A 13,621-nucleotide genomic window follows, 5' to 3' on the forward strand; every position below is an offset into this window, starting at 1 on the left:
AGCAAAATCTTCTGATTCGTCAGTCCTCGTCGTTGAAGCCATCATTAGTTCACATAAAAGCAGTAATCAATTATTTAAGAGGTTAACGATGAGCGCATTATTTACAGGTAAAAAATTGTTAGTAGTAGGTGGTACCAGCGGTATGGGTTTCGAAACAGCGAAACGGGTATTGAAAAATGGTGGTAGCGTGGTGCTGATTGGCAATCGCCAGGACAAAGCAGAGCAAGCCCGTCAGGCTCTGGCGACAGAAGGTCAGGTTGCCATTATTGTTGCCGATTTGATGACAGAAGAAGGAATGAAACATGTGCTGGATACCATCAATGCGGAGCATAAAGACGTTAGCTTGCTGGTGAATGCGGCTGGCGTGTTCTTCCCAAAACCGTTTACCGAGCACGAACCTTCCGATTACGACATGTATATGAGCATTAACCGTGCCACTTTCTTCATTACCCGTGATGTTGTGCGCAATATGGTTAAGGCAGGTATTAAGGGATCTATCGTCAATATTGGCTCTATGTGGGCACGGCAAGCTATAGGCGCTACACCGTCTTCAGCTTACTCCATGGCAAAAGCGGGTCTTCATGCATTGACTAAAAATCTGGCGATTGAGTTGGGCAGTAACGGGATTCGTGTGAACGCAGTTTCTCCTGCGGTCGTACATACACCGATTTACGAAGGTTTTATCCCTAAAGACGATGTGAAGGATGTAATGAACAGCTTTGATAGCTTCCATCCGATTGGTCGTGTGGGGACACCGGTTGATATAGCTGAAACGGTAGCATTCCTGCTGTCTGACAAGACAGGCTGGGTTAGTGGCGCGATTTGGGATATCGACGGTGGTGTGATGGCTGGTCGTAACGCCTGATAACAAGGCCGCACGCGGACAACCGTGTGTGGTTATTAGGGAGCAGATTCAATCCTGTTCACATTATGTCATTGATGCGGATGAACCAGAAGTGTTGGGCGGAGGAAGCATGATAAATTTATTCACATGTTGCCAATCATACGCAGAAAATAACACTAACAAGATTAAGTACGTTATTCGTGTCTGTGGAAATATCCATTAGTTTGAAGAGAGCCATTACTGGGTTATTAATGCCTCACTAAATAGATGGTTTGTGACACAAAACATAACATTGAAGGCGATTTAATTCCGAGCTGGGGCAAAGACGCACTTTACAGGCTAAAAGCAGGAAAGGAACGCTATCAAATTGTACTCGCCATGAATCAGGATAATTTAACTAATGACATTGGAACACACGCTGCCAGTAGCTGCGCAGAATAATAATATCATTCGCTTATCTTTAGCTCAGGCGCTTGCCGGGGCTAACTCTGTAGTCTTCTACGCCACCGGTGCCATTGTTGGTAATGCCATAGCTCCCAGTGGTGCTCTGTCCACACTCCCCATCACTATATTTGTCCTGGGCATGGCCGCCTGCATTCTTCCTTTTGGCGCACTGGCGAAAAAAAAGGGACGTAAAGCCGCATTTATGGTCGGGACGGGGGCCGGAGTGATTACTGGCTTGATTGCTGCCCTTGCGGTTTTTATTGGTTCATTTTTGCTATTTTGTCTTGCCGCTTTCCTGGGAGGGGCTTACGCTGCAGTGGCACTTAGTTTTCGCTTTGCTGCAACGGATGGAGTGACATCCGAAAGGCGAGCGCGTGCATTATCCCTGGTAATGGGGGGCGGTGTGGTAGCTGGTGTCATTGGGCCAATGCTGGTGACGGGAACAATGAATCTTCTGCCACCACACACATTTGTTATTACCTTTATAGCTCAGGCTCTGGTAGCAACCATTTCAGCCTTCATTCTTAAGGGCGTAATTCCTGCCGAGCCAGCCGTGGCAGCCAAATCAGGAGGGCGTTCTCTGAAGGAAATTGTTCGGCAGCCGGGTTTCCTGAAGACCGTGTTTAGCGGCGCGGTTGCGTATATGGTGATGAATTTCCTGATGACCGCCGCTCCCCTTTCAATGCATATGCATGGAATTTCTCAACAAGCCTCCAATCTGGGTATTCAATGGCACGTTATTGCTATGTATGGGCCTGGATTCTTCACCGGTAGGTTAATTAACCGTTTCGGCGCGCTGCGGATTTCCGCAACTGGATTGCTTATTACGGCAGGTTCTGTTCTTGCCGGGCTCAGCGGAACAGATATCTTCCACTACTGGCTCTCTTTGATATTACTGGGAGTTGGCTGGAATTTTGGCTTTACCGGCGCTTCAGCGAAGATCATTGATTATCATCGCCCCGAAGAGAAGACTCAGGTGCAGTCCCTGAATGATTTTGTGGTATTTGGCGTAATGATTGTCGGGTCGTTTTCATCCGGTGCGTTGCTGAATCTTTATGGCTGGAATGCCGTATTATGGGGGTCACTTATCCCTGTTGGCATTGCATTTCTGTGTATCTTAAAAAGGAGTCACAAGACAGTTGTCGTAAAGCATGAGTAATATTTACCTCAGTGTCAGGAAGGTAACCGGTGTAAGTTATGGCAAAATAAGAGGAACGACACCCGCAATCGCAATTCAAGCTGTGGCTTTTTAGTGTTTATCTCTGGGGTGATGAGAACAAGAGAGCACTTTAGTATCATTCTTTCCTTTATTCTTGAGGACGCATTCAGTTTTGGGCCGGAACCGGAAGCTATTCGTGACGCTATCTCTATGGATTAAAGCGTTTTGTTAAAAGCATCGTTAGATCACAAAACGGAAAACTATTTTCCCTACGGTAAAAATGTCGGCATCAGTTTTTGCAGATAAGAAAAAAGCATTATCAGACATGGTGTTACAGCAGGAGCACATAACCAGGCACTGATGCGTACTGGTTTCTTGTTAACTCAAGGTAACCACGCCCGCCGCCTGATGCTGGCAGAAGGCATGGGGATTAAGCGAGCGCCTGATGCCGCCGTTCTCATTGCTGTGTTTTCAGCCAGGTGGCAATATCCTGTGTCGGCAGATGATGTTGTACATTCCAGGTGTCACTCATCGGCCACCATATACCGTCACCACGCGCGAAGGCGACGCGATAGCGCAGCATTGGGTCATGCGGATGTAAACGGAGCTGCTCCTGTAAGTCAGGTAGCGTCAATACGCCTCGGGTAAAGGTTTGCTGCGTCACGCGTTCGACCGTTTCCGCCAGTTTTGCATAAGAGGTCGTTTCCCCCGCAACAAAGACGACTTCGTTAGTGATACGCGGCTGATGCAGATAAATTTCAGTGGTCAGGCGACCAATATCCGCAGGCGACGTGACGGTGACCTGCCTTTCCCATCCGCCGAGGGCATTGATGGTTTTTTGGTCTAAGTTGACCACATCAAAGGCCGGTTCGAAGAGAAAAGAGGTAAATATACCTGTTGAAACAATCACCCACTCCGTGACGTTTTGCTCGCGCAAAAGCGTCCTGACATCATATTGTTCGTCCCACACCGGCTGGCCGCTGCCTTTGCCGACCACATCGTAATTCACGCCAAACTGCCAGGGGAAATAGCGTTTAACGCCCGCCTCCAGTACCGCGCGGGTGATTTTTATCTGGGTACCCGCACCGGCGACAAACCCCATACAATTGATGATCGTATCAAAACCGTGGAATTGATCTTTTAACGCTGCAACCGAACTGTCTGCGATGTCGACCGGGATAAACCGCGCACCGGCATCCGCCAGTTGTTGATGAATGCTGGAACGTCGTTTGCTCTGTTTATCCCTGGATCGCCCTGACACAATAACGCTAACGGAACCATTACGCTGTGTGACCGCCGGAACCAACGACGCCAGCACTGACGCCCCCAGTTGTCCCGCGCCCAGCACCAATACTTTTTCACCCACCTGATTATTGGATTGTTTCATTTGCCCCTCTCTGTGTTGGTTCACCTGTAGATAGAGATTACGTCAGGGATCTGCGTTCGATAAGACGCCGAAGACGGGTTAGACTGTTCTGATAAATGGGATAATTGGCGGGGGGAAAATGGACAAGCTGGAAGCGATGCAGGTCTATGTTTGCGTAGTGGATACCCATAGTTTTATCAGAGCCGCCGAAGTGCTGGGCGTGCCGCGCTCAACGGTATCGCGAGTGGTTAAAGAACTCGAATCCTGGCTTAAGATTCAACTTTTGCAACGTACAACCCGCAAACTTAGCGTGACCGCAGAGGGGCGGCGTTACTACGAAGAGTGCAAAAGAGTGCTGGCAGATATCGCGGCCATGGAGTCGTCATTTCCCGGCCGGGCGGCACAACCCAAAGGGCGTTTTAAAGTGGGGATGCCGCAATCTCTCGCCCGGCATTGCATTATTCCTACGCTCCCGGCCTTTTTGTGCCAGTATCCGGAGCTGGAGCTGATACTTTGTTCCAGCGATAGCGTGGAGGATATTATCCTTCAAGGGTATGACTGCGTGATTCGGGCCGGCAGAATCGATGATTCCACCACGCTGGTTGCCCGTCCACTTGCCAGCTTTAACTGGGTGATAGCAGCATCGCCCACTTACATTGAGCGTTACGGTAGCCCTGAAAATTTAGATGATCTGCAAAAACACCATGCGGTCGGCTACCTGAACCACCGCACCGGGCGTACCACCGACTGGTTTTTTACGCGTGAGGGGGAGGATTACGCGATGCGGATGCAGGAGACGCTGGTTGTCGATGATACGGACGCTTATATTCAGGCCGGAATACAGGGGCTGGGGTTAATTCGCGTCGCCAGCTATCTGGTTGCGCCGTATCTGCACAGCGGGGCGCTGGTGACCTGCATGGACAACCCTTCTTATGATTTGCCGCTTGCGCTGGTCTATCCGCAAAACAGGTTTCTGCCGCCTGCGGTACGCGCTTTTTATGACTGGTGCAAAACGGCGTTGAGCCAGTCGGAGCCTCTTCGCTAAAAAATATTATTCCGGATATCGCATTGCCTGTTCAGAAAACTTTTCCACAGACGTTCAAAATGACGGTACTGGTTTTGACGCATAAGAAAAAGGCATTATCAAACAGGGGGCTACACGGCGAGGATATAGCAAGCACTGAACGTTTGGATGCAATAAAAAATCTGTACAACTGTTATTAATGAACTTTTTGTATAAATATAATCGGATTTAACAATACTCATTGTACCTGTATTTTGCTCTTATCATGGCGTCTTTACGACGAAAGGGTGCTTTAGCGTGGAATATTCAATATTAAGTAACAACCTTAAAATGCCTATGGTGGGTTTTGGCGTTTTTAAGGTAACCGACAAAGAAGAATGTCAGCAGTCAGTGTTAAGCGCTATTCGCAGCGGTTATCGTCTTATCGATACCGCTGCGGTATACGGCAATGAAGATGCCGTTGGTGACGCTGTTCGTGAAGCCATCGCGACAGGTCTGTGTACCCGTGAGGAGTTATTTATTACTTCTAAACTGTGGGTGCAAGATATGGCTAACTACGATCTGGCCAAAGCAGGTATTGAAGCGTCGCTGAAAAAATCCGGGTTAGATTATTTTGATCTCTATTTATTGCATCAGGCAATGGGCGATTATTTTAGCGCGTGGCGCGCGCTGGAAGACGCTTATGAAGCCGGTAAACTAAAAGCCATTGGCGTGTCCAACTTCTATGCGCATGTGTTAGCCAACTTCTGTGAAACCGTCAGAATTACGCCAATGGTAAACCAGGTCGAATTGCATCCATACTTTGCACAACCCGCCGCGCTGGAAACCATGAAGCATTATAACGTTCAGCCTGAAGCGTGGGCGCCGTTAGGCGGCGGGAGACATAAACCGTATGAAAATGTCATGCTTCAAAGGATTGCCGATGCCCATCAAAAAACCATCGCGCAGGTTGTCCTGCGTTGGAACGTGCAGCGTGGCGTCACGGTTATTCCTAAATCCACTCGACAGGAACGCATTGAAGAGAACTTTGCCATCTGGGATTTCTCACTAACGGATAACGAAATGGCTCAAATCAACGCCCTTGATTTAGGCTACGTTGGCGAAGCGGTGAAGCATTTTAATCCTGAATTTGTTCGCGGTTGTCTTGGCGTTAAAATCCACGATTGATCCCGGCGCTTGCGGATGTTTTCTCGCATGAACAGCTTCTAACACGGTTGCCGGAGCGTAGACGGCAACCGTGTGATATTCGCCTGGCCGTCAGGCGCCGAAGGCACCATCGATGGTGTGCATCGCGCCGGTGACGAAAGAGGCTTCCGGGCCGGCAAGCCATGCCACCATTCCAGCCACTTCTTCAGGTCTTCCGTGTCGTTTGATTGCCATGAAACTGTGCATCAGCTCTTTCATGGGGCCATCTTCCGGATTGATGTCGGTATCAATCGGGCCTGGCTGCACCACATTTATTGTAATCCCGCGGGGGCCAAAATCACGGGCCAGGCCGCGCGCCAGCCCTTGCAGGGCTGATTTACTGGCGGCGTACGCGGCCATTCCCGGTACGGGCATCCGATCGCCATTCACGGAACCGATAATAATAATGCGTCCACCTTCCGGCATGTTGCGGGCTGCTTCGACTGACGCATGGTAAGGCGCATGGATATTAATACGGAACAAACGATCTATCGCATCGCTATCTTGTTCCAGCGCATCGCCGAAGAGAGCCACGCCCGCATTGACGACCAGAATATCCAGCGGTCCGTACTCACGCACGAGGCTGATGACGGCATCACGATCGGCGCTATCCGTCTGGATGGCGATGCTTCCGGTTTCCGCTGCCAGTTTTTCGGCGGCTTCACGCGATCCGGCGTAGCTGAAAACGACTGATGCGCCGTCAGCGCTAAAGCGTCGTACAATAGCCGCGCCGATACCACGACTTCCCCCTAAAACCAGTACAGATTTGTTGCGAAATAGCGTCATCAGGATGTCCTTTATGATATTGTAGTATCCACTACAATATGCGTAATGAAATCATGCCGTCAAGGAGTTATGTAGTAATGACTACAAAACATAGCCGAACGCCGGGTCGCCCTCGTCAGTTCGATCCGGAGCAAGCCATTGAAACCGCTCAACACTTATTTCATTCGCGCGGCTACGACGCGGTGAGCGTAGCGGATCTGACAAAAGCGTTCGGGATCAATCCTCCCAGTTTCTATGCGGCGTTTGGCAGCAAGCTGGGGCTGTATACTCGCGTATTAAAGCGTTACAGGATGACCGACGCGATTCCGCTCGGGGCGCTTCTGCGTCACGATCGCCCGACCGCGAAGTGCCTTATCGATGTGCTGATGGAAGCGGCAAGACGTTACGCTGCCGATCCTGATGCCACTGGGTGTCTGGTTCTGGAGGGCGCACATTGTAACGATAAACCGGCACGAGAGGCCGCCTGCGAGTTTTATATCGCTGCTGAAAACCTGATTCGCACTTATGTCGCCATGCGGTATCCGCAAGAGGCTGACCGGACGACGGACTTTATGGGGACGCTAATGGCGGGACTTTCCGCCAAGGCGCGAGCGGGGTATAGCCTGGAGCGTCTTCAGGAGAGCGTGCTTCTGGCTGGGGATGTGCTGGAGCGATTACTGCCGGATTAACGCAGCGCATCAAAAAACCTGAGCCAATCAGATACGGGCAAACAGAGAGCAATAGCCCTAATCATCCATCTTGCCGTTGCGGTATTCGGTAAAGTACATCAAAAATAGAGGTGTCAGGGAAACGAGAAATGCAAAAATGTAGTCTTATTACGGTACTTAGCTTATCAGTGTTGATGCTAGCCGGATGTACAACGACCTATACCATGACGACCCGGACGGGAGAGATTATTGAAACGCAGGGTAAGCCGGAGGTTGACACCGCAACCGGAATGACGAAATACGCTGATGTTTATGGTTATCATCGCGTTATTAAAACCAGTGAAATAGTGCAGACGACAGAAGGCGCATCGAAGCTGGACTGGTAATGCGCTAAAGCAGTTGGGAGGCCGTGTCCAGTATGGGTACCGGACTGTTTCTGGGCCTGAATTGAATAGAGCGCCTGTATAGCCGAATTCCGGGTATCGGCTTGATTTGTGTTGTCAGTTATTTGGTTGTTCCCTGTATAGTGAAGATAAACAGTACTCATGGCTAACGGTCTGTTTTGGATTGCTAACTATCCCGGATTCTGCGCGTTTTATTTAGTCACAACCGTGGTTAAGAATATTTTGGGTCAGACTTACACGCCGGGTATTAAGATAATCCGTCGCATAGAGAGCTTGATCGGCATCATTCGGTTCAAGAAGAAACGGCGTGACTTTAGGTATGAGATCAGCAAAGAGGTTATATTGATCCACAGAGGCAAAATGCTGGGTAGCGCTGGCCCAGGGCATTCGCATCAGCTCTGCGTAAGAAGGGGATAGTTGAACAGGCAAATCAAATTCTTTCAGATTAGCAAGCATCTCCTTATTCATATAAAATGTGACCCTGTTTCGCGAAAAGGTGTTAAGCACTGCCTTCAGTCGTTTAACTTTTGCTTCTTTACTCATGCTATTATCAAAAAAACGTGGTGAAAGCATAATAGCAATCGATGCATTTGGTGAAATAACATTATGTAGTGGTTTCAGGGCTACAATAATCTGATCGTTTGTGAAGATACGCTGCGTACCAGAAGAGGTAGTATAGTTTCCACCCAGCCATATCACATAATCTGTTGTTTTGAGGGGAAGGGCTTTTTCCGGTATATTACCCCTGTCAGGTGCCACTGTTTCAATTGCTAGTGAGTCTTGTCCCCAGACATTATTTACTTTAGAACTCAAAAAATTATATTCTGAAATGTTCCTTAGTTTTAGTAGAGTTATCTGTGAGCGGGTAAAAAAGAGATTGAATCTCACTTTGTTCTGCAATTGCCGAAGTAATCTGAGCGTGTTCTGATCGATCAGATGACTGTACAGACCAACAGTTTTTCCGGAAAGTATTGCTGAGGCATTGTTCGCAAGAAGCATCTCTTTTATAGCTCCTTGCCCAATAATCAGTACGCAACTGTATTTTTCTGGTCTGATTTTATCTATGGGGATATCGGTAAGATTGACCAAGTCAGGAGTGCCATGCCGCCAATTATCATGAATGACTGTGGCTCCGGAGGCGTCTCCTCCGGCTCCCCTGGTGATAATAAGAGGAGGGTGGGTACTGGCATGTGCGATATACGAAAAACAAGCTACCATTGCTATCGTTGTGTTTCTGATGGTTGTATACATATCGTCTGCCCTGATTTCGAAAATATGAATAATGTTTCCTCTTATAATCTACATCAAAAAGAGAGCATTTTAATTAAACGTTATCTCAACGAGATAAAAGGTTAGCACAGTAAAGTATAGAGAGAATGTAATCATACCAACATTGTAAATGTGGGAGCATGAAGGCCCCGTAAGCCGCCCGGCCAGCATACTCCCATTAATAGTTAAAGTATGGACTTTGCTTTTACCGTAAACTGTAGCCAATATTACCTGATCACTACACCGTACAGTACTGTCAGAAATCTGTCTCCGGTGTCGCGTGCACGCAATTTATTTTTTTCAATCCTTTCAAAACGTTAACTATATTAATAGTCACTTATTTTATCAGAATCAATACTGAGAGTTTTATTACCGCTCTGAAAAGAGAAGGCTTTTCAGATGAAATACGTGGATGGTACGAAGTCATTACAGTACAGGGATGTAATAATAAAGATCGACAATGGATTCATTATTCTGTTGCTTTTGGACGGATGCCAAATGGAAGTATTCAATATCTTCTCCTTCTCTCCTGATAAGATTCAGTTTTGGCAATATACACATATATATTGTATTGGAAAATTGTTGATATTGTTCCTTATGACCAACGAAATGGAATTTTGCATATTTACCACATTTTATTACCCTCGACATGGGTATTTTTCCTCCATCGACGGAATTATGTTCCATACCAAAAAAACTGCTTACGGCGATGACCTGGTCTTTGGTATTATCCGGCTTAAAAGACGAGAGACAATACACATTTTCGCCCCACGTCCTGAGCGTCTCATGAATGATTTTCCATTTTATAGGCGACGCTTTTTTAGGAAGGTCATTTGTTGCGATCTGATGAGATGTTTGAAATCCGAAAATTTCTTTTGGCGTAAGCTGACAAATTTCGAACTGATAATGCTCATCACAGTCAAGCCAGTAAGGAGGCCGTAGGTTTCTGAGATCCCAGAAATCAGCCTTGCGATAGTTATTGGGATTGACGCCAAATGTTTTTTTGAACTCTCGACTATAGGACTGCACTGAATCAAACCCCATTCTGAACGCGATATCTGTGACCGACTGAGAGGTCAGCTTTAGCAGAGTGGCGCTTCTGCTCAACTTGCGTTGTCTGATATATTTTCCGATAGAGACGCCACACTTTTCTTTAAAAAAATCCTGCAAACTCCTTCGCGAATAACCTGTTATAACAACCAGCTTTTCAATATCAATCCTCTCTTCAAGATTTTTTTCTATTTGCTCTAATACTGAGATTATTATGGCTTTTTTCATCATCATTCCTCTTTATTGAAGTCGAAAATATAAACATTTAAGGTGTTTGACATACTGTGTTATTAAACTGGTGGGTGGTTGTTAGCTTTTCTGGCAAAACAAGAAAGATTTAAATTGCTTGACGTTTCTGAATAAACTTTACACTTGGAGATCGGCTTTTGCCAGTAAAGCTAAGTAATTAGCATGGCGAAGGGCATAATTTCACAGGCGGTTAAAATGATTGAATAACCCTGAATTTTTAGCCCGTGAGATTATAAATCTCGTAATTATTTCTAATGAATAAAAGGGAATTGTTTTGTACTTCAAAAGATCTTTATTAGCGTTAGCGATTTGTGCATCCGTGGTCTCAGTAGAGGCGGTGGCGAATATCAGAGCCAATGATATGGCTTCTTCTGCTACGCCTGCTTCTGTTGGTCACCGTCCTGTGGCAACTACTAATGCAAAAAAGATAGAAGTGTCTGGGGAACTGACGACCGGTTCAACCCTCCAGATAGCGGATGTTTTTATTGAGGATGAGGATGGGGATCTCTTATCGCTGGATAAAATGAATAATGCCGACGATATTAAATGGTATCTGGTGGATAATGAGGCCGCCGATCCTTCTGGAATCCCGGCGGCAACTGGGACGGCTTTTACCATTCCTGCTGATGCAGGCGGTAAAAAAATTAAAATCGTTTACCGAATTAAGACGGCAACGGGGACGCCGGATAGTGCATTCTTGCCTGCCACTGTCTTATTAACTGCTGCATCTTCTGGGGTGAGCGGCGACTCCGCCGCAGACGGTACAATTTCTAATAAGCTACGTTCTGTCACTATCAATGTGGTGAATGAAAGTGGTAAACCGACTGATAAACTCAACGGTACCAATGACGCCAACACTCCAGTGGTAGGCGGCACCCTTGAAGCGGTACTGGAATGTGCCGCCACAGCGGCGGCTGAGTGTGAGGTCAGTAATTATAACTTTACCTGGCAGATGGCGGATGCCGGGACACCAGATAAGTTCACCGATCTGAATAATACCAACGCTGAAAAGCATAAATATATTATTAAGGGAACTGAGCAGAATAAACTGTTCCGTGTCCACGTTACGCCTAAAACGACGAAAGCCACGCCGGAGAATAAACGCGCTATCCGTCGCTGATGGTTATCGCTAAATAAACATCTTATTTAAATACTCCCTCTGCCAGGCAGGGGGATATAGCAGGAGACAATAAAGTGGTTTTTTCTAAAAAACCCATTACTAAATATATAACCTGGGCCATTGTTACCAGTCAGATTCCACTGCCGGTCATCGCTGATAGCGATAATGAAATTCAGTCATGGATTGCAGGGACGGCATCGTCTATTTCTCCGCATCTGCAGGAGGGGACGCTGGAGGATTATGCCAAAGGAAAAATAAAGGCATTACCAGGGCAAGCCGCTAATCATCTGGTGAACGAGGGGATGAAGAGCGCTTTTCCGGAGATTATTTTCCGTGGTGGCGTCAATCTTGAAGATGGCGCGAAATATCGCTCATCAGAGTTCGATATGTTTATTCCCGTCCAGGAAACAACATCGTCTTTACTCTTTGGCCAGCTTGGCTTTCGCGACCACGACAGCAGCAGTTTCGATGGCCGCACCTATGTTAACGTTGGTATGGGTTACCGCCAGGAGGTCAATGGATGGCTGTTCGGCGTCAATACGTTTCTGGATGCCGACATCCGTTATTCCCACTTACGTGGCGGCATTGGCGGGGAAGTCTATAAAGACAGTCTGGCCTTTTCCGGCAACTATTATTTCCCTCTCACCGGCTGGAAAACGTCAGCAGTTCATGAATTACATGATGAGCGTCCGGCATATGGCTTTGATCTGCGAACAAAAGGCACGCTCCCCGATTTTCCCTGGTTCAGTGGCGAGCTGACATATGAACAGTATTACGGGGATAAAGTTGATCTATTGGGTAACGGTACATTAAGCCGGAATCCCCGCGCCGCAGGTGCGGCTCTGGTCTGGAATCCTGTCCCCTTACTTGAGGTCAGAGCAGGATATCGGGACGCCGGTAATGGCGGATCGCAGGCGGAGGGCGGTCTGAGAGTCAACTATTCCTTCGGTACGCCGTTACATGAACAGCTTGATTACCGCAACGTTGGGGCGCCGTCGAATACGACTAATCGACGTGCCTTTGTCGATCGTAATTACGATATCGTCATGGCGTATCGGGAGCAGGCCAGTAAAATCCGCATTACGGCAATGCCGGTGTCAGGCCTGTCCGGGACGCTGGTGACATTAATGGCGACGGTAGATAGCCGTTACCCGATTGAGAAAGTTGAGTGGTCGGGTGATGCGGAGCTTCTCGCCGGACTTCAGCTTCAGGGGAGTTTGGGCAGCGGCCTTATCCTTCCTCAACTTCCGCTGACGGCGACCGACGGTCAGGAGTATAGCCTTTATTTAACGGTGACTGACAGCCGGGGTACTCGCGTGACCTCCGAGCGTATCCCGGTAAGGGTGACACAGGATGAGACCAGTTTCCGTTCCTGGATAAATGTTATCAATGACGATGTTCAGGTTGAGGACGGCAACTTTGTTATCAGTACGCCGCTTCCTGCCGGAGAAGAGGGGAAGGTTATTGAGTGGCACTACGTGCGCGAGCGTTCTGAAGAGGAGTGGGCATCGCTCAAACCACGTCATATTAAGTATCAATCAGATATGCCGGGTCTGGCATTTAAAGCGCTCGGTGGTACAGAGCGTGACGGCCATTGGGTTGAACGGGTTCTGGTGACCCATATCGGCGATGATGCCCGCTCGCTCAAATTACATATTGAAGCAAGCGGACCAGACGATAAACATCCGGTGAAGGGTACCGTACTACTACAAGCGCAGTCAGACAGTATTGCGCAGAAGGTCACTTCTGTGGAGGTGCTTTTTACGCCGGGTACTGAAGAAGCCAACGGAAGCGTTACTGCGCCAGTCGTCGGAACAGAAATGCGAGCCAGAACGCTTTGTGTAAATAACACGGACTGTACTGATGCGTTTAATTATCAGTGGGAAATCTCGGATGAAATGAAATCCTGGCAATCCGTACCGGGTGCGACAAAGGCCACCTGGCTTATCCCTTATAGCCTTAACGGGGAATCGCTACAGAATAAATATATCCGCGTCAGAATTATTTCTGATAAAGAAAATGCCAAGAGTTCTACCGCAGCATCTGATGCGAATTAATGTTTTAAAAAGGATCA

Annotated in this window: 12 protein-coding genes; 8 read left to right on the forward strand and 4 right to left on the reverse strand. The window is 47.8% G+C overall.

Annotated features, from left to right (window positions below):
- Nucleotides 1-88 precede the first annotated feature (88 nt).
- Together ABVM99_RS00430 and ABVM99_RS00435 are read left to right on the forward strand one after the other, a co-directional pair.
- Entirely contained in the window at nucleotides 89-865 is a 777-nt protein-coding gene (locus tag ABVM99_RS00430) for an SDR family NAD(P)-dependent oxidoreductase (RefSeq protein WP_001727416.1), read from the forward strand.
- 379 nt (nucleotides 866-1,244) lie between these two features.
- On the forward strand, nucleotides 1,245-2,447 hold the full coding sequence (locus ABVM99_RS00435) for an MFS transporter (protein WP_023137140.1): 1,203 nt from the start codon (nucleotides 1,245-1,247) through the stop codon (nucleotides 2,445-2,447).
- Between the two features lie 457 nt (nucleotides 2,448-2,904).
- Here ABVM99_RS00435 and ABVM99_RS00440 read toward each other — a convergent pair whose 3' ends face one another.
- Nucleotides 2,905-3,834, reverse strand: a complete 930-nt coding sequence (locus tag ABVM99_RS00440) for an aromatic alcohol reductase (RefSeq protein ID WP_052938177.1) — start codon at nucleotides 3,832-3,834, stop codon at nucleotides 2,905-2,907.
- Between the two features lie 118 nt (nucleotides 3,835-3,952).
- Here ABVM99_RS00440 and ABVM99_RS00445 point away from each other — a divergent pair, with 118 nt between their 5' ends.
- Both ABVM99_RS00445 and ABVM99_RS00450 read left to right on the forward strand, forming a co-directional pair.
- A complete protein-coding gene (locus ABVM99_RS00445) occupies nucleotides 3,953-4,858 on the forward strand; it encodes a LysR family transcriptional regulator (protein WP_023195032.1) in 906 nt (301 codons plus the stop codon).
- A 276-nt stretch (nucleotides 4,859-5,134) separates the two neighbouring features.
- Entirely contained in the window at nucleotides 5,135-6,004 is an 870-nt protein-coding gene (locus ABVM99_RS00450; RefSeq protein ID WP_000456775.1) for an aldo/keto reductase, read from the forward strand.
- Nucleotides 6,005-6,094: 90 nt separating this feature from the next.
- On the opposite strand, the gene bdcA is transcribed toward ABVM99_RS00450, so the two are convergent.
- Nucleotides 6,095-6,808: an SDR family oxidoreductase gene (gene bdcA / locus ABVM99_RS00455; RefSeq protein ID WP_000171957.1), complete on the reverse strand. Its 714-nt coding sequence runs from the start codon at nucleotides 6,806-6,808 to the stop codon at nucleotides 6,095-6,097.
- Nucleotides 6,809-6,885: 77 nt separating this feature from the next.
- On the opposite strand from bdcA, the gene ABVM99_RS00460 reads away from it, so the two are divergent.
- Together ABVM99_RS00460 and ABVM99_RS00465 are read left to right on the forward strand one after the other, a co-directional pair.
- A complete protein-coding gene (locus tag ABVM99_RS00460; RefSeq protein WP_000208474.1) occupies nucleotides 6,886-7,476 on the forward strand; it encodes a TetR/AcrR family transcriptional regulator in 591 nt (196 codons plus the stop codon).
- A 128-nt stretch (nucleotides 7,477-7,604) separates the two neighbouring features.
- Complete coding sequence (locus ABVM99_RS00465; protein WP_001168017.1) at nucleotides 7,605-7,841, forward strand: YgdI/YgdR family lipoprotein; 237 nt, start codon at nucleotides 7,605-7,607, stop codon at nucleotides 7,839-7,841.
- 213 nt (nucleotides 7,842-8,054) lie between these two features.
- On the opposite strand, the gene ABVM99_RS00470 is transcribed toward ABVM99_RS00465, so the two are convergent.
- Nucleotides 8,055-9,110 (reverse strand): hypothetical protein, encoded by a 1,056-nt coding sequence (locus ABVM99_RS00470; protein ID WP_023182212.1) that lies wholly within the window; start codon nucleotides 9,108-9,110, stop codon nucleotides 8,055-8,057.
- Nucleotides 9,111-9,554: 444 nt separating this feature from the next.
- Nucleotides 9,555-10,412 (reverse strand): GyrI-like domain-containing protein, encoded by an 858-nt coding sequence (locus ABVM99_RS00475; RefSeq protein ID WP_077684036.1) that lies wholly within the window; start codon nucleotides 10,410-10,412, stop codon nucleotides 9,555-9,557.
- A gap of 289 nt (nucleotides 10,413-10,701) precedes the next feature.
- Here ABVM99_RS00475 and zirU point away from each other — a divergent pair, with 289 nt between their 5' ends.
- Nucleotides 10,702-11,547 (forward strand): two-partner-like secretion system exoprotein ZirU, encoded by an 846-nt coding sequence (zirU, locus tag ABVM99_RS00480; RefSeq protein WP_023182211.1) that lies wholly within the window; start codon nucleotides 10,702-10,704, stop codon nucleotides 11,545-11,547.
- Nucleotides 11,548-11,621: 74 nt separating this feature from the next.
- Nucleotides 11,622-13,604, forward strand: a complete 1,983-nt coding sequence (gene zirT / locus ABVM99_RS00485; RefSeq protein WP_023194879.1) for a two-partner secretion translocator ZirT — start codon at nucleotides 11,622-11,624, stop codon at nucleotides 13,602-13,604.
- Nucleotides 13,605-13,621 lie beyond the last annotated feature (17 nt).

Source organism: Salmonella sp. SJTUF15591 (genome assembly GCF_043356435.1).
Taxonomy (GTDB): domain Bacteria; phylum Pseudomonadota; class Gammaproteobacteria; order Enterobacterales; family Enterobacteriaceae; genus Salmonella; species Salmonella enterica.